The following is a 20,636-nucleotide window of genomic DNA, read 5'->3' as shown; positions in this document are numbered from 1 at the left end:
GGTCGTTGCAGAATAATCAGCTGGATTTGCATCTTATTGGGATGTGTTTTTACGGTTATGTTCAGCAGGATCTCAGGATGGTAAAACAAATTCCTGAGCGTCAACAGCCGTCGACGCTCAGGAAAACGGCCTATATTTATGAGAATGAGAGCCGGAATGGCTCTTTTCTTACTTGTTTTAATGTTGGTCTTGTTAACTCTGATCTTGTTAATTACGGCTTTTCTAACTCGGCGACAATCACGCTAATGGCTTTATTAATCTCTTGAGGCGTTAGCGCGCCATCTTTATAAAATAAAACATTACCTTGCTTGTTGAGAATGATAATGGCAGAACTCTCTGGCGCAAGGCTCCATGCATTCTTCACCACACCATCACTATCAACAATAAATTGAGAGTAAGGAAACTCTTTCTTGCTGTCTTCCACGCTGTTTTTTACAAATACACCAGTACCAAAAATTGAATCATCCGTGTTGATAATGCTGGTAGTTTGGTATTTGTCGTGAGGGAATTTGGCTTGTTTAATCGCTTCGATGAGCGGAGCATTAAGCTCTTTGGCCGAAGAGCGCCCTGCGATGTGTTGAATGGTGCGAACCTTACCGGCAAGTTGCTGGCTTTTCCACGGTTGGTAATTGAATTTCCCCGCATTATCTAACTGTAATTCGCCTTTATCTGTGACGGTAACGGCGGGTACAGGTTGATTTAATTGAATATTAATGGCAAATCCCGTTGAAGATAAAGCTAGCAAGCAGGTTAATAAAAGCAGTTTTTTTATCATAAAGGTACCTTTAGAAATCATTGTCATTGTTGTGTATAGGGTGAGGATTTCTGGTGCTGCTAGTTATAGCATAGCTCATCGGATGAGTGGCAAGATGAAAATTAACAAATTGGTAAAATTCAGCATAAATACGAGGTTTAAATGTAATTTAACAGTATATTGTCAATGTCATTTTGTGTCAGTGTTTTGAATAAAATTGCAATTTCCGAACCAAAACAAAATTTTCTAGTCTATGATTATTGAGCGATATGCAATGAGGTATCGTCAGAACAACATGGAGATCAGTTCTAATGAAAATTTTTAAGCATTATAACCCATCGAAAATTGCTCTATACGTGAAAACACTATTCAGAGGTAGGCTCTACATTAAGGATTTTGGGGCTTTCGAATTCAATAATGGGAAGATTTTACCACCAAAAGTGACCGATAAAATTCATTACAATGTGATGAATGAAGTGAACAAACAAGTGGTATTACTGCGAGCTGAGTTGGGCTAACAACCTTCAAGCTCCTTAAGAATAACAACGCCACATACAGTGGCGTGTTCATATTAGCTATCAGTGGTTATTTTAGGTTTTTGACGTATCTTCACTACCCGCAGTACCTGGCTGAACCACAACTGCGGACGGTGTGTTTGTGATACGCGTGACTAGCAGCTGATCAATCTTGTAGTTATCAATATCGACCACTTCAAATTTGTAGCCCGCATATTTCACATAATCAGTGCGTTTCGGCATCTTTCTTAAGCGATACATCATAAAGCCTGCGATGGTTTCGTAGTTGCTGAAATCTGGGAATTCGTCGATATCGAGGATACGTTGAACATCCTCGATTGGCGTGCCCCCATCAACCAGCCATGAATTCTCATCACGGGTAATAATTTGCTCTTCTTGTCCCGGCCCGATCAAGTCACCCATTAAGGTGATCATCACATCATTGATGGTAATAACACCCATCACTAAGGCATATTCGTTCAGGATAACGGCAAAATCGACGCCACTATTTTTAAAGGCTTCTAAGGTATCAGACAGGGATAAAGTATCCGGAAGCATTAAGGTATTCTGGATATGTACACCGTCACGTAAGCTCAGGCTTTGACCATTCAATACGCGGTTAAGTAGCTCTTTGGAATCCACATAACCAATCACATGGTCGATATCTCCTGCACAAACTAAAAATTTCGAATGTGGCTGAGTGGAGATTTTGTGTTTGATGCTCTCTTCAGATTCGTCTTTATCAAAGAAAATGATGTTTTCTCGTGGTGTCATCGCCGATGGAACGGTACGGGACTCAAGTTCAAACACGTTTTCAATCAGTTCGTGCTCTTGTTTGCGCAACACCCCAGCGACAGCGCCCGCTTCAACAACAGCAAAGATATCATCAGAAGTAATGTCTTCATTACGCGCAGTGGGTAATTTGAAGAGTTTAAAAATTAAGTTCGCTAAGCCATTAAAGAACCATACGAGTGGGCTTAACACCACTAAGCAGAAACGCATTGGGTTAACGATGCGTATAGCGATAGCTTCAGGTTTTACCATTCCAATACGTTTTGGCGTTAAGTCAGCCACGAGAATAAATAAGCTGGTGACGATGGTAAATGACACAATGGAAGCAGCTTGCTGTGCCCATGCTGGGGATAAGAATTTAATGAATAGCTCTTGCAGTGCAGGAGAGAATGCAGATTCACCTACAATACCGGCTAAAATCGCCACGGCGTTTAAGCCAATTTGTACAACGGTGAAGAACATGCCCGGCATTTCTTGTAATTTGAGAACCCGAGCGGCGTTAATGTTGCCTTCGTCGGCCATTAACTTCAATTTAATACGGCGAGAAGCTGCCAATGAAATTTCGGACAGCGAAAAAAATGCGCTGATTGCACATAATAAAAGAACGATAAGTAAACTGTTTAGCATAAATTATCCAACCCTCTAGGTAGTGAATTGTCACTTCTTGAAATCCTAAAGGCAATGTAAGGGTATTCCATTTCAATATTAATTAGCGCCTTAGCGCGGTGGGGGTATCGCGCTAAGTATAGCACTAGCCTATTTTATCTGGCTATATATTCGTCATTATAAAATTATTCAAGAAGGAAGGCAGACTCCAATGCCGCCAAGCCCACAATAGCCGTTGGGATTTTTATACAGATATTGCTGGTGATAATCCTCTGCAAAATAGAAGCTTTCGAGTGGTCGAATTTCGGTGGTGATCGGGCGATTATCTTGTTTTTCAGCCATCGCCAGTTGGTAAGCTTCACGGGTTTGCATCGCTAGTTGATACTGTTCATCTGACACGGTGTAAATTGCTGAGCGATATTGGGTACCAATATCATTACCTTGGCGCATACCTTGGGCTGGGTCGTGGTTTTCCCAAAATAGTGTTAGCAGCTGAGCAAATGAAATGATTTCAGGGTCAAAAACCACGCGAACGACTTCAGTATGTCCGGTTAATCCGGTACACACTTCTTCATAGGTTGGGTTAGGAGTGAGTCCACCGCTGTAACCTGCGGATGTCGTATAAATTCCTGTTTGTTGCCAAAATAATCGTTCCACACCCCAGAAGCAACCCATTGCAAAATAAGCAATTTCCATATTCTTAGGAATAATCTCAATCGAATGATGGGTCACTGCATGGTAAGGTGACAACGCCATTGATGTGTGGCGGCCCGGAAGTGCTTGAAATTCATTATCGGACTGAAATTGATTAAAAGTCATAACGATTCCTAAATACAATCAGTATAGAAATAAAGTAAAAATTGGGATAAAAACTTGTGTCAGTGGTCTATTTTACTCAAAATAAGTCGTTGTTGAATAATAAGCCAAATTGTCTATCACCCTAGGAGCAGGCGTGTCGAAATATCTTACCCTTTGTGCAGTATGCCTAACAACGGCGGTACCAGCGGTATTTGCTGCGAATCTACGCCTTAATATTGAAGGGCTTGAAGGGCAACTCAACCAGAATGTCCGTATTCAGCTTTCTAATATTTCACAAGATGAAGTCGTTGCAAATGGACGTTTTCGTGCTCGAGTAGAAAAAGCGATTCGTGAAGGGTTAAAACCGCTGGGATATTATGAACCTACGGTAGAATTTAGTTATGAAGAGAAAACCCCGCCAGCCCGTTCCATTTTGACGGCCAAGGTTTCTCCGGGGGAGCCTATTCTTCTACAAGGTGTCAATGTGGTGTTAGAAGGGGGAGCGAAAACAGACCCTGATTACGCCAAGATGCTGAAAAAAAACACGCCGAAATATGGCATCATCCAAAATGATAGTGACTATGAAGACTTCAAAGGTAAATTTAGCAGCCTAGCTATCCGTAAAGGGTATTTCGATGCCATGATGGAAAAAAGCCAGCTAGGCATTTCTGTTGATCATCATGCTGCCTATTGGGATTTTGATTTTAACAGTGGTGAGCGCTACCGCTTTGGTAAATTAACCTTTGAAGGCTCACAAATTCGCGAGGACTACCTCGAAAACCTCTCTCCTTTTAAGGAAGGGGAATATTACACGTCAGAACAGCTCGCAGAATATAACCAACGTTTGGCATCAACAGGGTGGTTCAACTCTGCGCTAGTCACGCCGAATATTCAAAAAGCTCGTGAAGAGCATACAGATCTATTACCCATGGAAGGGGTCATGATCCCTAGAGCGCAAAACTTCCTTGAGCTGGGTGGTGGTTACGCGACCGATGTGGGGCCCCGCGTAAAAGCGATATGGAATAAGCCGTGGATTAACTCACGGGGACAAAGTTTAACCTCCAGCATTAGCCTCTCTCAGCCGGAACAGCTGATCGATGCCAGCTATAAAATTCCACTCAAAGCGAACCCTCTAGAGCAATATTATGCGATTCAAGGTGGGTTTAAACGTACGGATTTGAACGATACTCAAGCGAATACCACCACGCTAAACGTGTCTCGTAATTGGGACTATTCAACCGGCTGGCAGTATGGCGTGAATATGCGCTGGATGTTGAGTAACTTTACCCAAGCGGATGTGACCAACACGACGATGTTGCTGTATCCGGGGGCAAACGTCAGCCGAATTCGCCAAAGAGGTGGTGTGATGCCAACCTGGGGTGATAGCCAGCGCTATTCTATCGATTACTCGAATAAAATATGGGGCTCGGATATCGATTTCTTAGTATTGCAAGCCAAGAATGTGTGGATCCGTACTCCATGGGAAGGACATCGATTTGTCGTACGTGGAAACCTTGGTTGGATTGAAACCAATAACTTTGACAAAGTTCCGCCAGACTTACGTTTCTTCGCAGGGGGTGACGGTAGTGTCCGCGGTTATGGTTATCAAAAAATCTCCCCAGAAGATAGTAGCGGCAAGCTCACCGGGGCATCTAAGCTGGCGGTTGGATCCGTCGAGTATCAATATAATTTCACGGGCAACTGGTGGGGAGCCACCTTTATTGATAGTGGTGAAGCGGTAGACGATTTCAAAAATAGTGATTTTAAAACGGGCGCTGGTGTGGGGATCCGCTGGGTTTCTCCGGTTGGACCGATTAAATTTGATTTAGCCAAACCTATTGGCGATCCAGATAATAACAAAATTCAGTTTTACATCGGATTGGGGACAGAACTATGAAATGGATGAAATGGCTAAAGTGGATTGCAATCACCATTTTACTATTGTTAGTTCTGGTTGTTGGTGCGCTGTATTGGGTGTTAGGTACCAAATCGGGTCTGCATTTTGCGTTGAACTCGGCCACACGTTTTGTACCTGAACTGACCATTGGCTCCATTGATGGTGACATTAACGATTTAACGCTCTCTGGCGTGAAGTACCAAATGCCGGGTGTGGATGTGGATGCGAAGAAAATCCACCTTGCGTTACGTTTAAAGTGCCTGACCAGCCGTGAAGTATGTATTGATGATTTATCAACAGAAAGCGTGATGGTGAATGTGGATACTAGCCAATTCCCACCGTCTGAAGAGACACCACCTTCTGAGCCGCTAACAGAACTGAATGCCCCACTAACCATTCGTTTAGCCCAATTAGCGTTGGTTGATACCCATGTTAATGTCGATGGCACTGTGATTGATCTCGACAAATTCACCACGGGGATCACATGGCAAAAAAGAGCTATCGAGATCACGCCAACCGATATTATTAACCTTGCTATAAGCTTACCGCCTAGCGAGCCGACTGAGGCGACAAAACCGGTTGAACCCGTTGTGCCTGAAGGTGAGCAGCCTTCCCTTGGTGATCAGCTTAAAACGTTATTTTCTAAGCCGCTATTAGCGGATCTTCCTGAAATTATTCTACCGGTTGACCTGAATGTTGAGGGGATCAATGCCTCTAATTTCCAATTAAAAGGCGACACGGAAATTACGATTAATAGCCTGAATTTGAAGTTAGAAAATGCAGGGCAGAATGTTTTATTGAAGCAGCTAAAAGTCGATGCGCCTCAAGGAAATGTTGCGGTTTCTGGATCGATCTCCTTACAAGAGAAATGGCCAGTCGCACTATCCGTTATTGGTGAAAGCCGTCTTGAAGATTTAAATGGGCAGAAAGTCGATTTAACGCTTAAAGGTGGGCTGATGGATGAGCTGATGCTGGCATTGAATCTGAATGGTCCAATTACGGCGACACTAGAAGCTCAGACCGATTTAGCGCAGGCAGATTTTCCGATTGAGTTGACTTTAGAAAGCAAAAAATTAACTTGGCCGCTGGTGGGTGAAAGCCAATATAAGCTTGATGACACTCGCTTGCGCTTAAATGGCCGCCCTTCTAGCTATGACCTTTCATTGCGTTCCGCCATCACGGGGCAAGACCTACCGCCATCTAAGTTATTATTAGATGCAAAAGGGAATGAGGAAAAAATTGATTTAACCCGTTTACGCTTATCTGCATTGCAAGGTAATGCAGACCTATCAGGGGTGGCGGATTGGAGTAAAGCCATTAGCTGGAATATGGTTTTGACGTTATCGGGCATTAATACGGCGAAGCAATACCCAGAATGGCCAGCGAAAGTTGAAGGGAAAATTGCCACGCGAGGCAGCTTATATGGTGGAAGCTGGCAGTTAGAAATCCCTGAAATCACCTTAGATGGTAATGTTAAACAGCACATATTAAAGGCGCGAGGACAAGCCAAAGGGAATGCCGCAGGGCAATGGAATATTCCAGATTTTAACCTCTTGCTGGGTAAAAACAGCGTGAATGTGAAGGGCTCTTTAGCGGATAAATGGAACCTTGATGCCAAAATTAATGCCCCAGCGTTGAATGGATTAGTGCCTGGGCTAGGTGGCGTGATCATCGGGGATTTAAAACTTCGCGGTGATTTACAAGCACCACAAGCGCTGGCGGATTTAACGGCGCGTGGCGTGAGATGGCAAGATTTGACGGTTGAGACCACCACCGTTAAAGGCAATGTGGCAACAGGTGACCAAATCAAAGGTGACTTATCTGTGGTGGTGCGCGGACTACGCCAAGCAGATTTAGCCATTAGTAACCTAACGCTAGATGCCAAAGGGACTGAAAAACAGCATACGTTAAAACTGAATGTGACAGGGAAACCCGTTTCAGGACAGCTCGCACTGGCAGGGGGATTTGATCGCCAGACGGAAGTGTGGAAAGGGAATTTAAGCAATACTTTATTTGATACTGAGGTTGGGGAGTGGCGTCTGAATCAAGCCATGTCCTTGAACTACAATAACACCACGCAAGAAGTTGTTATTGGTAGCCATTGCTGGGTAAACCCGAATGCTCGCGTGTGTGTGCCGAAGCCAGTTAAAGCGGGTAAAAGTGGTAGCGCTGATATTGTATTAGAACGTTTTGATCTTGCGATGATCAAACCATTTATGCCAAGTGATACCCGAGTGAATGGGGTGTTCACAGGGCGTGCAAATGCCATCTGGAAAGCGGATGGTAGCCTGCCGCAAGTGAAAGTTGACTTGAGCGGTGATGGGGTCAAAGTCGTGCAGTTTGTTGATGGCGCGCGTTTGCCTATCGCGTTTGATACGTTGACATTAAATGCGGGTATTAAGAACGGTCGTGCGGATTTGAATTGGTTGTTGAAGATTGCAGACAATGGTCAATTTAAAGGTAATGTGCAAATTTCTGACCTCGAAAGAAAGCGTTTACTCTCCGGCAATATTGAAATTAACGCCATTACATTAGGTTTAATTAAACCGTTACTTGGCGAAAAAGACATTGCGAATGGAAACCTGAATGCAAATCTACGTGTCGGTGGCTCGGCGCATAACCCGCTAATGAACGGTAATGTCACGTTATCTGGATTAGAAGTGAAGTCCGGGTTGATCCCGTTTGATATTCAAAATAGCCAATTAGCGATTAACTTTAATGGCACCAGTTCAGTGATGACTGGGCAGATCAAAACGCCAGAGGGTTACCTAAATATCGATGGTGATGCGGATTGGCGCAACATTGATGCATGGCGAGCGAAAGTGCTGGCGAGAGGGAATAACTTACGAGTTTCTCTGCCGCCAATGATCAAAATTGATGTGCAGCCTGACTTGATTCTGGAAGCGTCACCGAAATTGCTGACCTTAAATGGTAGCGTCAATATTCCATGGGCGCGTATTACGGTGCAAGAATTACCTGAGTCTGCGGTGAGTGCGTCTTCGGATGTGGTCATGCTGGATGACCAGCTAAAACCGATCAATCCGAAACAGCAATCGATACCAATCCAAACCAATTTGAATATTAATATTGGCAACGATGTACGTCTGGATGCATTCGGATTAAAAGCTCGGTTAACTGGTTTATTAAAAGTCGCTCAGGATAAACAAGGGTTAAGCTTAAATGGCCAGGTAGATATTCCATCAGGACGTTTCCGCGCTTATGGGCAAGATTTGATTGTGCGTAAAGGGCTGATTCAATTCTCGGGACCTGCTGATCAGCCGTTCTTAAATTTAGAAGCAATTCGTAATCCTGAAAACACGGCCGATGATGTGATTGCCGGTGTGAAGGTAACAGGGCTTGCCGATAAACCAAAAGTTGAGATATTTTCTGAGCCCGCAAAAACCCAGCAAGAGACACTTTCCTATCTGTTAAGAGGGGAAGGGCTCGATAGCGGTGATGCGAATGGGTCACAAATGACCTCGATGTTGATCGGGTTGGGGGTTGCTCAAAGTGGTCAATTGGTAGGTAAAATTGGTGAAACATTTGGAGTGTCAGATTTAGCCGTCGATACGCAAGGTGTGGGTGACAGTTCGAAAGTGGTTGTGAGTGGGAAAATTACGAACGACTTGCAAGTTAAGTATGGAGTTGGCATATTTGATTCTTTAGCGACGCTCACTTTACGCTATAGGGTCATGCCGAAACTGTTTTTAGAAGCTGTTTCTGGCGTTAATCAGGCTTTGGACCTGCTTTATCAATTCGAGTTTTAATATATGCGTATCATTGTTTATGGCAGTTTAAGGCGCAAGCAAGGGAATCATCACTGGATGACTTATGCTCAGCTGCTAGGTGAGCATAAGCTAGAAGGTTATGAACTGTATGACCTTGGATATTATCCAGCGGTTATCAGAGGGAATGGCACGATTGAATGCGAAGTTTATCGTATCAATCCGTCTATTCTGACTGAGTTAGACGAACTGAAGAAAAATTCACAAGATTATGAGCGTGAGTTAATTCCAACACCTTACGGTAATGCGTGGATTTATCTCTATAAACACTCAGTTGAAGGCCTGCCTCACATTAAAAGTGGTGATTGGCTGAAGCGCCATGAAGAAGAGTAATCAGTAGTTTATCTGTAATGAGTCATCAAGAAAAACGCCGAGCATTGAAAATTCAGTGGTCGGCGTTTTTTATAAATGTTAAGCGCGGCTCATTGCTTGGAGCATTTTCACAAACTCATCAATATGATGGCGTTCTGTGGTTGGGTTCATAAAGACCGCTTTTTCGCCTGGAATGTACACAAAACGGTTATGTTCGGCATAAGTTGAGCAGGCGATGGAATCCACCCAATTGGTGAATAGCCCAGCTTTACCGCGTGTTAAGAACAGATTGCGGTGCCATTTGCTATTTCTAATCATGGTTTCATAAGCGGCTTTATCGCTAGCGCAACTTAATTCATAGTTAAAAATGTCCTGTGGATCCGCATTCAATTTAGGGGAATAAAGACGAAATCCGACACTAGGCCCCTGATTTTGAGGCACCATAATCGCCGCATTTTCCATTTCAATCAACTGGTTGCGCATGTAGTTAGCATTTTGTAGGCAGTGAGCAATGATAGTTTGGTACCCTTCAATACCGAGATAATGTAGCCCTGCATAGGCGCCAAAAATCCCAACCCCACTGCGACTACACTCAATGGTGGATTGCAGGTGAGTTTGCCCTTCTAAATCGTGTTCAAAGTACGTGAAGTTTTCAGGTGAGTTTTCAAGCGCTTTGAAATCATTGCCATCACGTACCATCACTAAGCTCGAGGTGTAAGGAACGTAGCCCCATTTATGGAAGTCGATAGTGATGGAATCAGCATATTTAAGTTGTTTGAATTTTTCGACGGTGTGGCGTAATCCAAACAGTGTGGCTTCGTTGATAGCGAGCGGGTTGGTATTAAAATCATAATTAATGAAGAAAATAATTGGCCAGCCGACCGCAGCATCCACGTGAATATGCGGTTTTTCTGTCACTTCGAATTCTTCACACAGACGGTTTCGCAATTCATAAACCTGTTTTATTTCATCGACACCAAAGGTATCTGTGGTACCTGCGGTTAATAAGATCACGGGGATCTTGCAGTGGACGGTATAACAAGCACGGATCTGCTGCTCTAAGTCATGTAAGTCGATGGTGTTATCCGAGGAGACTTTGATACGAATGGTTTTGTTTTGAATATCCACACCCAGTAATGACAGGTTAGTCATGTTGGAGTAGTGGCCACCTTGGGAGTTGATGATCCGATAGTCTTGATCCACAGACATACCCAGCTGGCGAGAATCTTTTAATGTTTTACGAATGCCAAATAGGTAACCATATAAATTACACATGGTTCCGCCTTGAGTGAATAATCCAGACGCTTGGTTTTCATCATAACCAATTAAGTTAGCGACTTGTCTAATCACTGTTTTTTCCATGGAGTCGGCGACGCCAGAATATTCGCAATAGACCATGTTGGGGTTGCCTAAAAGACCAAGCATAGAGCCGTATAATGCAGGGTCTGAAGGCATCGCAATCACGTTTTCGACAGATAATGGGTTTTCCCAGTTTTTACATAATGCGGAAGCAAAGGCTAGCAGGGTATCTTGTTGATCTCCCGGTAAATTAATCTGTTGTTGGACGTGGGATTGCTGCGCCAGCTGATTGAACCACTGAGCACCATTTGGATATTGATTGATTAGCTGACTGTCTGCGAGTGTGGTTTTACGAAATTGGGTGATAGCTTGGATTTTTGGGTCATTAAATATAGGCCATTTATTCGGATCGCGGCTAAAAAAGTTCGCCACAATATTATGGTACTGCTGTTCGAATTCGGGTGTGAGTAGGTTCGCACTTTGGCGAGCAAGAAGCTCTGATTGATTCACGCTAGACTCCCATTTACATTTATACAATTAATGATTTATGTAAATACTCTACACCTGAATCTATATTGATTTAAATAATATCAAATTGACTAATTTGGCTGGGTTGTTAATTTAACTTTGTGATAATAAAGAGATTAAAGTTAATCCGGCCGTTTTTTACTAAGGAAATATATTCCTATATTGATATGTCAATCACAGATTTATAATCTAATAAATATTTATTTTTAATTGTTATTATTTTGAGTTTTTTGTTAAAAGCAGATAATTAATCCAATAATAGTTAAATGTTCGGTGGGTTAGTTCTGATTGGAGTTTCGGGCTGTATAACCGCCGATATATATCACTGAATATTATGAAATTGTGAAAAAACACTAATATTGAGAGGGGAAGATATAGGCAAAAAAAAGCACTGGTCAAAACCAGCGCTTTTCTATCCACAGAAGGGATTAATTATTTTTTTGCAGCACGTTCGAAAGAAGCGATGATTTCAGCTTTAGCTGCTTCTGCATTCTCCCAACCGTCAACTTTAACCCACTTGCCTTTTTCTAAATCTTTGTAATGCTCAAAGAAGTGAGTGATTTGCGCACGCAGCAGTTCAGGAATGTCGTTCACATCTTTGATGTGATCGTATTCTTTGCTCAGTTTAGTGTGCGGTACTGCAACTAATTTCGCATCTTCACCAGATTCGTCAGTCATTTTCAGTACGCCAACTGGACGGCAACGGATAACTGAACCTGGTTGTAATGGGTATGGAGTTGGTACTAAAACGTCAACTGGGTCACCATCTAAAGACAGGGTGTTGTTGATGTAACCGTAGTTGCACGGATAGAACATCGCAGTAGACATGAAACGGTCTACAAACAGTGCGCCAGATTCTTTATCAACTTCATATTTGATTGGATCAGCGTTAGCTGGGATTTCGATGATTACGTAGATATCTTCAGGCAGTTCTTTACCTGCCGGTACATTGTTCAGGCCCATTAAAATGTATCCTTATGAGTGCTTAAAATAACGTGGGGGACATTATAGCCGCAAAGAGAGGTAAAACTCACTAGTTGGAGAGAAATTCAGTCAAAAAAGGCGAGAGAGCCTCGCCTTCAGGTCAAACGGAATGTTTGATTATTCTGCGTCAGGGTACTCACGCATAAAGGATTCCGCCTTCTCAACCATGGCTTTCGTTCCCACAAAGAACGGCACACGTTGATGCAGCTTGGTTGGGATGATGTCTAACACGCGGTTAGTACCATCACTTGCTTTACCGCCTGCTTGTTCTGCTAAGAATGAAATTGGGTTGCATTCGTACAGAAGGCGCAGTTTACCTGTTGGGTGGCTAGCTGTGCTAGGGTAAATGTAAATACCGCCTTTGAGTAAGTTACGGTGGAAGTCCGCCACTAAAGAGCCGATATAACGCGTGGTATATGGGCGGTTTGTCGCTTTGTCTTCTTCCTGACAGTATTTAATATATTTCTTAACGCCCATAGGGAACTTGATGTAGTTACCTTCGTTAATGGAATACATTTTACCTTCTGCTGGGAACATGACTTTTTCATGAGACAGACAGAATACACCTAATGATGGGTCGTAGGTGAAGGCATGAACGCCGAAACCAGTGGTGTATACCAGCATGGTTGATGAACCGTAAACCACATAGCCCGCAGCAACTTGGCGATTACCTGGTTGTAAGAAGTCAGCTTCTGTAACCGGTTGACCAATTGGGGTAATACGGTGGTAGATAGAGAAGATTGTTCCAACGGAAACGTTTACATCGATATTCGAAGAACCATCCAGAGGGTCCATTAAAACGACATATTTCGCGTTTTCTGCACGGTCACCTTCGAAAATGACGATTTCATCTTCTTCTTCTGAGGCGATACCGGCGACTTCTCCGCGCGCTTTCAAAGCCGCTTTCAGTTTTTCGTTTGCATACAGGTCAAGCTTCATCTGAACTTCACCTTGAACATTCGAAACACCGCTTGTGCCGAGAATGTCAACGAGTCCAGCTTTGTTAATATCACGATGGATAATTTTAGCGCCCAGTTTGATTGCTGACAGTAATGCAGTCAGCTCACCTGTTGCATGAGGAAAATCTTGTTGCTTTTCGACGATGAATTCGCCTAATGTTTTCATGACGAAGGTCCTGAATAAAATTGACAGAAATTTGCGGGTCTTTATTGTACCCTCGGGCGGAGAGTTTATCTAAATAAAGAAAAGATTAATAGGCTAATACATTTATAAACCTGTGATTGATGAGTAGAATAGTGACAAACCTCATGCTATTGGATGGAAAAGAATGCACATACATATTTTAGGCATATGCGGAACCTTCATGGGCAGCTTAGCTATTTTAGCTCGTTCGTTAGGGCACAAAGTGACTGGGTCCGACGCAAACGTCTACCCACCGATGAGTACATTGCTTGAAAAGCAAGGCATTGAACTAATTCAAGGATTCGACCCTGCGCAGTTAGAGCCAACCCCTGATATGGTGGTGATTGGGAATGCGATGACCCGTGGAAATCCATGTGTTGAAGCCGTATTAGAGCGTGGTTTACCTTATACCTCTGGTCCACAGTGGCTTCATGATCATGTTCTTCCTGAGCGCTGGGTATTGGCAGTTGCAGGGACTCACGGTAAAACAACAACTGCGGGAATGCTGGCGTGGATCCTGCAAGATTGTGGCTATGAGCCTGGCTTTCTGATTGGTGGTGTGCCAGGGAACTTTGATGTTTCGTCTCAGATTGGTAAAAGTCCTTTCTTTGTTATTGAAGCAGATGAGTATGATTGCGCATTCTTTGATAAGCGATCCAAATTCGTACATTACAGCCCTAAAACGCTGATTTTGAATAACCTCGAATTCGATCACGCGGATATTTTTGAAAATCTCGAAGCGATTCAAAAGCAATTCCATCACTTGGTGCGTATTGTGCCAAGTAGCGGCAAAATCTTTATGCCGAGTAACGACAATAACCTCAAGCAAGTGATGAATATGGGGTGTTGGAGCGAACAAGAGTTGGTGGGAGAAAACGGTGAGTGGCATGCCGTAAAACTTAATCATGATGGCAGCCAGTTTGAGGTGTATTACCAACAAGAAAAAGTGGGCGAAGTGAATTGGTCCCAAGTCGGTAATCACAATATCCAAAATGGCTTGATGGCGATTGCTGCTGCACACCATGTTGGCGTACCTGCGAAAGAAGCTTGTTTAGCATTGGATAAATTTATTAACGCCCGTCGCCGTCTTGAGTTACGTGGTGTTGAAAATGAGGTCAGTGTTTATGATGACTTCGCTCATCATCCAACGGCAATTTTAGCGACGTTAGAAGCATTACGTAGCAAAGTTGGCGGTACTTCTCGTATTATTGCTGTACTGGAACCTCGTTCAAATACCATGAAAATGGGGATCAGTAAAAATGATATCGCACCCGCTTTAGGTCGTGCGGATGAAGTCTTCTTATTCCAACCTAGCAATATTCCGTGGATGGTCACAGAAATTGCAGAGCATTGTGTGCAGCCTGCGCGCTGGCACGCAGATATTGATACTCTCGCTAATATGGTAGTGGAGACGGCTCAGCCCGGTGACCATATTCTGGTGATGAGTAATGGCGGCTTTGGTGGTATTCATGAAAAACTGCTGGCAGGGCTAAAGCATAAAGCTGAAGCAAAATCTGACGAGTAATATGACGAATAGTCTATAAGCGCTATCGTGAATCAGAGCCCTAACCTAAGTTAGGGCTTTTTCGTTATAGTTGCTGAGGAAGTTCGATGTTTGTGCGTTCTGGTAATCCGGAGCAGCTTAACACAGTGCCTTGCATCTCTTTTTTAACGCTTCCAAGATAACAATCCACCGAGTCTGTAAATAAGTGGAACAGGCAGCCGACGGCGATGGCTTTGAATTTCCATGAAGGGAAGAAAAATAAGACGACATAAGCGATGGCAGCCCAAATGGTGTGCATAGGGTGGAAGCCTACGCCGCAACGGTCAGGATCGAAAATAGGATCGGCGAGAAGGTGATCGAGGTCGATAACCATGGTGGAAACCATTAAGAGCCCGGCTAGCTTCCAGTTTTTTCGCCAAAATAAATAGCCAAATAAAAAGGGCACTAAAAAATGGAAACCGTAGTGAACGATGTTCCGTAAGATCTCAAATAACACGGGCTTATCTCGATATGAATCAGTGGAAGACGCGTCACTATAGAGCTAAAAATACAAAGAGGGAACTGGGTTCCCTCTTTTTCGATATCTAAAATTTTTCGAAAGGACTAAAGTTCTTGCTCGAAAAGTACCAAAATGGCTTCGTACAGTTCACGAGTTGTGAAATCGTTGGTTGGCGTTGAGAAAATTGTATCATCGCCAGCGATGCTGCCTAAGATGCCTTCAGCTTTGCCTAAGGAGTCTAGTAGGCGAGCAATTAACTGTGCAGCTCCTGGGCTGGTACGGATCACAACAACAGAGTGGTTGTAGTCAACATCCAGAACTAAGTTTTTCAGTGGGCTGGTGGCAGTAGGGACACCAGGCTCAGTTGGTAAGCAATACACCATTTCCATTTTTGCGTTGCGGGTACGTACAGCACCAAACTTTGTCAACATTCTGGAAATTTTAGATTGATTAATGTTTTCGAAGCCTTGTTCTTGAAGAGCGATCACAATTTCGGCTTGTGAACTGAATTTTTCTTCTTTAAGGAGTGCCTTAAAGGCTTTTACCAAGTCTTCTTGTTTCGACATAGTGCGCATAATTAACCCATCTTTTGGTATTAAACTGAGTTGTATTATGTTGAAAAGTGCATTTTTATGCAAGAAAATTGATTTTTGAGTGTTTAATGAGCGATTTAAGATAAGGCTTTTCTGGTAGTAATAAGGGGTTTATCTTAAATTATTGGTTCGAAATTTAACTTAAAAATGAATTGATTTAACAATAAGTTACTGTAAAAAATTTGTTAAATAATCAAGCGGTGCTGAATAAATCGTCAAATAAAATTAGGTTTAATGTTAAATGCAATAGCAATAAAAACTATTTGTTAAAAAAGTGTCCGTTATCTCATTAACAGATAAGGAATTTGTTTAGAATAGAACTATTGTGTTGGTGATTTATCTCGCGTTAACACTTCTCTCTAACTGTTAAAGAATTGTTTTTTATAAGTAATGTGTTTAGTGCGTAGTCAGATGAATTCATATATTTTAAAGTACAATTAAGGAGTTTTAGAATGAAAGTTGCAGTCCTAGGTGCAGCAGGTGGTATCGGTCAGGCTCTCGCCCTTCTTCTCAAAAACCAGCTCCCAGCAGGTTCAGAACTCTCCCTCTACGACATCGCGCCAGTAACTCCAGGTGTTGCCGCTGACTTAAGCCACATCCCTACCGACGTTAAAGTGGTTGGTTTTGCGGGTGAAGATGCAACCCCAGCACTGAAAGGTGCGGATGTAGTATTAATTTCTGCAGGTGTCGCACGTAAGCCAGGTATGGATCGCTCTGACCTGTTCAATGTAAACGCAGGCATTGTACGTAACCTTGTTCAGCAAATCGCGGTTACCTGCCCGAAAGCGCTGATCGGTATTATCACTAACCCAGTGAACACCACCGTTGCTATCGCGGCCGAAGTACTGAAGAAAGCTGGCGTGTATGATAAAAACCGTCTGTTCGGTGTAACGACACTGGATATCATCCGTTCAAATACTTTCGTTGCTGAATTAAAAGGCAAGAAAACTCACGAAGTTGAAGTGCCAGTTATTGGTGGTCACTCAGGCGTGACAATCCTGCCATTACTGTCTCAAATTCCTGGTGTTAGCTTCACTGATGAAGAAATCGCAGCACTGACTAAGCGTATTCAAAACGCAGGTACTGAAGTGGTTGAAGCTAAAGCGGGTGGCGGATCAGCAACACTGTCTATGGGCCAAGCGGCAGCGCGTCTGGGCTTATCTTTGATCCGTGGTCTGCAAGGCGAAAGCAATGTGGTTGAGTGTGTATACACTGAAGGCGAAGGTGAACACGCTCGTTTCTTCGCACAACCTGTTGTATTAGGCAAAAACGGTATCGAAAAACATTTACCAATTGGTAAATTAAGTGCATTTGAAGAGAAAGCACTGAAAGATATGTTAAGCGTACTGAAAGCAGATATCGAATTAGGTGAAAAATTCATTAATGGCTAATGCCAATTAAGATTTAGCGCTTAAATAAGGGCGGAATTGCTGTCATGCGATTCCGCCCTTTATTTTTATACTTGGTAAGTTTTCACTTATCAAAATAAGGGGAAGCCCCTTGAAGGTACAATGAATGAATCTTGCCGTTTTTCAAGAAAATGGTTAGGCGTCTTGTCTTTCAGTTCTGATCAAAAATAGCGACTGATTTTAGATCTTTTTCCTCTTCTAGTTCCTTGTTTTCTAATTCACCCGTCTCCTGGATTTTCTTTGGCTTTTCACGAACTTTTCTTTCTAATAAATCACCTGTCATTGGATCATAATAGCGACTAGGCCAGATTTCTGATGGATGTATACCTAAAAAGTTTGCGATGATCCATTCACCTTTAGGCCAAGGTCTCGATAGCGCATTCGCGAGTGTTGATGAGCTCAGCCCTGCTTCGCGAGAAATCGCCGCTAGGGTTGTTCCACGTTTGCGTAAAGCCGCAATGATATCTGCTGGGTGCCAGTTTGATTTCCGTAACATCATTTTTTAATCCTTTTTTCACTCAGAATCATGTAGAGTTAGTGGTACATCTAACAGAGTATTGTGATACATTCAGTGCAATCGTTCTGTTATTGGAAATAAAATAACAGAATTTCCCAATAATAATTTCTGATTTTTTCTAAAAGTTTATTTTTATGAAACTATCGTTGTTTTTATGAAAATAACGGAAAGGTTCAGATGATTATTGTGAATTTAGCTAACACTTTGAAAATAAAAATAACTCATTTTAGTTAGCTCTCTGTTTTTTATATTTTCTTATATTTATTCTGTTTATCGCGAAGATTTATATTTCTTAATAATGTATTGAATTATTTGAAAAGAATGGGTTTCTGAATCAGCACTATAAATCCATCAATATAAAATAGTTGATACAAAGTTATTGGTATAACTAGCGGATATACAATAAAAAGCATCTATATCGATATAATTTATTAACTATTATATTTAAATATTAAAAATGGATATTGAAACGATTAAGAAAATAAAGAAAGTTTATAGTTAATCGAAGTTGTCATCATAATGACAAGGAGCGTCGATAATGAACAAGGAATGGTTAACAGCAAAAGAGCTCGTTGGACGCCAAGGGCTTCCGACAAGTACCCAAGGCATTAATGCCATGGCGAGGCGAGAAAAGTGGTTGAGTCGAAAGCGAAGAGGTATTCAAGGAAAAGCATTGGAATACCATATTAGCTCGGTTCCCATTGATTTCGAAGAGTTCACTGTGATGTATGAAACTTCGGTAGGTTATCAAATGAAGCGTGATGAACATGCGCATATTTGGCAAGAAGCTTATAACCAGCTTTCCCATGATGAACGCGTGAAGATCTTATCGTTTATTATGCGTAAAGGTGCTTTAGCTTTAATTCACCTTATTAATCAAAATAGCCATACATAGATTACATACAGTATTGAATCGAATAAATTTTTAGAAAAATAACTTTGGTATAGCGACAAAAGCAGGTTGCAAAATATAAGCTAAGCGTAAAAGTGATATTATGAAAAAATTGTGGTTCACTGCGAAAGAATTAGCAGGATTAGAAGGCCTTCCATCTTCACCTCAGGGAATTAACTTAATGGCGAGAAGGGAAGGCTGGAAAAATCGTCGTAAAAGAGGTGTTCAGGGGAAGGCCGTTGAATACTATATGGAAAGCTTGCCGAATGAGATCCAAGGTCAGCTGTCACTTCATGAGCCATCGACACCGTATCAAGTGCAACGTATTGATGCACTGCAAATTTGGTCTGAGGCTTATTACCAACTGACGGAAGATGAGCGCAAAATGTTTGTGAAATACATTCTGCGTCACGGCTTATCATCGCTATTGGCAAAAATCGAGCCTGAACCAGAAGATGAATAACCATGAAAAAAGGGTGAAATTGGTTTCACCCTTTTTAATATTGGTTTCGAGCTCTATCGTAATTATGAATGGCGCTGAATAGCAACGTGCGCTAAACCAATTAACGCTTCTTTATACACGGAGTCTTCCAGAGCATTTAAAGCATCAATGGCTTTTTGAGCTTCTTCCTGCGCGCGTTGGTAAGTGTATTCTAATGAACCGCAGCGTTTCATTGTGCCAAGGACGGTATCTAAGAGATGGCGACCATTTCCTTGCTCAATCGCTTGCCTAATTAGCGCAGACTCTTCCGCATTCCCATGCTGCATTGCGTGCAGTAGTGGTAATGTTGGTTTCCCTTCATCAAGATCATCGCCAGTGTTTTTACCTAACTGGGTATTATCTGCATCATAATCTAGAAGATCGTCAACTAACTGGAATGCGGTCCCAATATAGCGACCATAATCTTGCAGCGCTTTTTCTTGCTCAGGCGTGGCATTGGCTAAGATAGCGGATGCATGAGAAGCCGCTTCAAACAGACGGGCGGTTTTACTGTAGATCACTTGCATGTAGCTCTCTTCAGTAATGTCAGGATCGTTGCAGTTCATTAATTGTAAAACTTCACCTTCAGCGATCACGTTAGTGGCTTCAGACATCAGTTTTAAAACACGCATTGAATCCAGATCCGTCATCATTTGGAAGGATCGAGTATAAATAAAGTCGCCGACTAATACGCTTGCCGCGTTACCAAATACGGCGTTAGCTGTCTGTTTTCCACGACGCATATCAGATTCATCGACCACATCATCGTGTAATAAAGTGGCGGTATGGATGAATTCGATTAATGCAGCAACTTGAATATGTTTGTGTTCAGAATAGCCAAGGGATCGTCCTGCGAGGATCGCGATCATTGGACGGATCCTTTTTCCGCCCCCGCTAACGATGTAATAACCTAATTGATTAATTAATGCTACGTCTGAGTTTAATTGGCTGAGGATCGCTTCATTTACTGCTGACATATCCTCGGCTGTCAGTTCAACGATAGATTCTAAATTCATTGTAATATATTCATATTATTAGTTTTTGGGGCATTCCCTAAGTCAAAAATGGGAAAACCGATATCACAGTAATGGCGTAAGCATAACACTATTAATAATAAGATTATCGGGTGAAATGCAAAAAATGTTTAAATAAGTAACAATTCAAGATATTCCTAAGAAATCAGCCGGAAAAAGATAGGGCCGATAAAAAAGTCGTATTTTTTGTAATCTAACTGCATTATAGGCTTGTGTTCTGCTGCTTTTTTGCGTAGAATTCGCGCCCTATTGTGAATATTTTATAGCGTACTCTGGAATTGAAATATTTAGCGA

At 42.3% G+C, this 20,636-nt stretch carries 17 protein-coding genes and 1 pseudogene; 8 read left to right on the top strand and 10 right to left on the bottom strand.

The window, feature by feature from the left end; translation table 11 throughout:
• Positions 1–211: 211 nt before the first annotated feature.
• The gene (locus QS795_RS15970) at positions 212–775 is read right to left on the bottom strand and encodes a YtfJ family protein (protein ID WP_286269979.1); all 564 of its coding nucleotides are present in this window, start codon (positions 773–775) and stop codon (positions 212–214) included.
• A 290-nt stretch (positions 776–1,065) separates the two neighbouring features.
• On the opposite strand from QS795_RS15970, the gene QS795_RS15965 reads away from it, so the two are divergent.
• Complete coding sequence (locus tag QS795_RS15965) at positions 1,066–1,272, top strand: DUF1107 domain-containing protein (RefSeq protein ID WP_224059459.1); 207 nt, start codon at positions 1,066–1,068, stop codon at positions 1,270–1,272.
• A gap of 72 nt (positions 1,273–1,344) precedes the next feature.
• Here QS795_RS15965 and paeA read toward each other — a convergent pair whose 3' ends face one another.
• Both paeA and msrA read right to left on the bottom strand, forming a co-directional pair.
• A complete protein-coding gene (gene paeA, locus QS795_RS15960; protein ID WP_286269977.1) occupies positions 1,345–2,688 on the bottom strand; it encodes a polyamine export protein PaeA in 1,344 nt (447 codons plus the stop codon).
• Positions 2,689–2,856: 168 nt separating this feature from the next.
• Entirely contained in the window at positions 2,857–3,486 is a 630-nt protein-coding gene (gene msrA / locus QS795_RS15955) for a peptide-methionine (S)-S-oxide reductase MsrA (protein ID WP_154603039.1), read from the bottom strand.
• Between the two features lie 133 nt (positions 3,487–3,619).
• Between msrA and tamA the strand changes: the two genes are divergently transcribed.
• From tamA to QS795_RS15940, 3 genes are read left to right on the top strand one after another with little or no spacing between them, the layout of a single operon-like run.
• On the top strand, positions 3,620–5,362 hold the full coding sequence (gene tamA / locus QS795_RS15950; RefSeq protein WP_318626630.1) for an autotransporter assembly complex protein TamA: 1,743 nt from the start codon (positions 3,620–3,622) through the stop codon (positions 5,360–5,362).
• Positions 5,359–9,129: an autotransporter assembly complex protein TamB gene (tamB, locus tag QS795_RS15945; RefSeq protein WP_286269972.1), complete on the top strand. Its 3,771-nt coding sequence runs from the start codon at positions 5,359–5,361 to the stop codon at positions 9,127–9,129. Before tamA ends, tamB begins: the two co-directional genes overlap by 4 nt.
• A 3-nt stretch (positions 9,130–9,132) precedes the next feature.
• Positions 9,133–9,480 (top strand): gamma-glutamylcyclotransferase family protein, encoded by a 348-nt coding sequence (locus QS795_RS15940; protein ID WP_154603036.1) that lies wholly within the window; start codon positions 9,133–9,135, stop codon positions 9,478–9,480.
• 78 nt (positions 9,481–9,558) lie between these two features.
• Here the strand turns inward: QS795_RS15940 and QS795_RS15935 are convergent, their stop codons facing one another.
• From QS795_RS15935 to fbp, 3 genes are all read right to left on the bottom strand, one after another.
• Positions 9,559–11,268, bottom strand: coding sequence for a pyridoxal phosphate-dependent decarboxylase family protein (locus tag QS795_RS15935; RefSeq protein ID WP_286269969.1), 1,710 nt, complete (start codon positions 11,266–11,268; stop codon positions 9,559–9,561).
• 450 nt (positions 11,269–11,718) lie between these two features.
• On the bottom strand, positions 11,719–12,249 hold the full coding sequence (ppa, locus tag QS795_RS15930) for an inorganic diphosphatase (protein WP_006658000.1): 531 nt from the start codon (positions 12,247–12,249) through the stop codon (positions 11,719–11,721).
• 138 nt (positions 12,250–12,387) lie between these two features.
• Positions 12,388–13,395: a class 1 fructose-bisphosphatase gene (gene fbp / locus QS795_RS15925; RefSeq protein ID WP_036949007.1), complete on the bottom strand. Its 1,008-nt coding sequence runs from the start codon at positions 13,393–13,395 to the stop codon at positions 12,388–12,390.
• Positions 13,396–13,558: 163 nt separating this feature from the next.
• Here fbp and mpl point away from each other — a divergent pair, with 163 nt between their 5' ends.
• Positions 13,559–14,938, top strand: a complete 1,380-nt coding sequence (gene mpl, locus QS795_RS15920; protein WP_154603034.1) for a UDP-N-acetylmuramate:L-alanyl-gamma-D-glutamyl-meso-diaminopimelate ligase — start codon at positions 13,559–13,561, stop codon at positions 14,936–14,938.
• A 64-nt stretch (positions 14,939–15,002) separates the two neighbouring features.
• Here mpl and QS795_RS15915 read toward each other — a convergent pair whose 3' ends face one another.
• Both QS795_RS15915 and argR read right to left on the bottom strand, forming a co-directional pair.
• Positions 15,003–15,413 (bottom strand): DUF6122 family protein, encoded by a 411-nt coding sequence (locus QS795_RS15915; RefSeq protein ID WP_286269966.1) that lies wholly within the window; start codon positions 15,411–15,413, stop codon positions 15,003–15,005.
• Between the two features lie 107 nt (positions 15,414–15,520).
• Positions 15,521–15,991 (bottom strand): transcriptional regulator ArgR, encoded by a 471-nt coding sequence (gene argR / locus QS795_RS15910; RefSeq protein ID WP_036949013.1) that lies wholly within the window; start codon positions 15,989–15,991, stop codon positions 15,521–15,523.
• Positions 15,992–16,461: 470 nt separating this feature from the next.
• On the opposite strand from argR, the gene mdh reads away from it, so the two are divergent.
• On the top strand, positions 16,462–17,400 hold the full coding sequence (mdh, locus tag QS795_RS15905; RefSeq protein ID WP_154603033.1) for a malate dehydrogenase: 939 nt from the start codon (positions 16,462–16,464) through the stop codon (positions 17,398–17,400).
• A gap of 262 nt (positions 17,401–17,662) precedes the next feature.
• Here the strand turns inward: mdh and QS795_RS15900 are convergent.
• Positions 17,663–17,917: pseudogene (locus QS795_RS15900) on the bottom strand (helix-turn-helix domain-containing protein); the annotation flags it as partial.
• Positions 17,918–18,473: 556 nt separating this feature from the next.
• On the opposite strand from QS795_RS15900, the gene QS795_RS15895 reads away from it, so the two are divergent.
• Positions 18,474–18,830, top strand: a complete 357-nt coding sequence (locus QS795_RS15895; RefSeq protein WP_154603031.1) for a DNA-binding protein — start codon at positions 18,474–18,476, stop codon at positions 18,828–18,830.
• A 100-nt stretch (positions 18,831–18,930) separates the two neighbouring features.
• Positions 18,931–19,290: a DNA-binding protein gene (locus QS795_RS15890; protein ID WP_154603030.1), complete on the top strand. Its 360-nt coding sequence runs from the start codon at positions 18,931–18,933 to the stop codon at positions 19,288–19,290.
• A gap of 62 nt (positions 19,291–19,352) precedes the next feature.
• On the opposite strand, the gene ispB is transcribed toward QS795_RS15890, so the two are convergent.
• Positions 19,353–20,324 carry an octaprenyl diphosphate synthase gene (ispB, locus tag QS795_RS15885; RefSeq protein WP_036949027.1) on the bottom strand — a complete coding sequence of 324 codons (972 nt, stop codon included), beginning with the start codon at positions 20,322–20,324 and terminating at the stop codon, positions 19,353–19,355.
• Positions 20,325–20,636 lie beyond the last annotated feature (312 nt).

The sequence above is a fragment of the Providencia zhijiangensis genome, assembly GCF_030315915.2.
Classification (GTDB): domain Bacteria; phylum Pseudomonadota; class Gammaproteobacteria; order Enterobacterales; family Enterobacteriaceae; genus Providencia; species Providencia zhijiangensis.
The sequence above is the reverse complement of the archived record's forward strand: the minus strand, read 5'-3'. Positions and strand labels throughout refer to the sequence as shown.

Bases quoted from the DNA above. Each gene is read 5' to 3' on its own strand.
- QS795_RS15970 (WP_286269979.1), bottom strand. From the start codon at position 775: ATGATAAAAAAACTGCTTTTATTAACCTGCTTGCTAGCTTTATCTTCA.
- QS795_RS15965 (WP_224059459.1), top strand. From the start codon at position 1,066: ATGAAAATTTTTAAGCATTATAACCCATCGAAAATTGCTCTATACGTG.
- paeA (WP_286269977.1), bottom strand. From the start codon at position 2,688: ATGCTAAACAGTTTACTTATCGTTCTTTTATTATGTGCAATCAGCGCA.
- msrA (WP_154603039.1), bottom strand. From the start codon at position 3,486: ATGACTTTTAATCAATTTCAGTCCGATAATGAATTTCAAGCACTTCCG.
- tamB (WP_286269972.1), top strand. From the start codon at position 5,359: ATGAAATGGATGAAATGGCTAAAGTGGATTGCAATCACCATTTTACTA.
- QS795_RS15940 (WP_154603036.1), top strand. From the start codon at position 9,133: ATGCGTATCATTGTTTATGGCAGTTTAAGGCGCAAGCAAGGGAATCAT.
- ppa (WP_006658000.1), bottom strand. From the start codon at position 12,249: ATGGGCCTGAACAATGTACCGGCAGGTAAAGAACTGCCTGAAGATATC.
- fbp (WP_036949007.1), bottom strand. From the start codon at position 13,395: ATGAAAACATTAGGCGAATTCATCGTCGAAAAGCAACAAGATTTTCCT.
- mpl (WP_154603034.1), top strand. From the start codon at position 13,559: ATGCACATACATATTTTAGGCATATGCGGAACCTTCATGGGCAGCTTA.
- argR (WP_036949013.1), bottom strand. From the start codon at position 15,991: ATGCGCACTATGTCGAAACAAGAAGACTTGGTAAAAGCCTTTAAGGCA.
- mdh (WP_154603033.1), top strand. From the start codon at position 16,462: ATGAAAGTTGCAGTCCTAGGTGCAGCAGGTGGTATCGGTCAGGCTCTC.
- QS795_RS15895 (WP_154603031.1), top strand. From the start codon at position 18,474: ATGAACAAGGAATGGTTAACAGCAAAAGAGCTCGTTGGACGCCAAGGG.
- QS795_RS15890 (WP_154603030.1), top strand. From the start codon at position 18,931: ATGAAAAAATTGTGGTTCACTGCGAAAGAATTAGCAGGATTAGAAGGC.
- ispB (WP_036949027.1), bottom strand. From the start codon at position 20,324: ATGAATTTAGAATCTATCGTTGAACTGACAGCCGAGGATATGTCAGCA.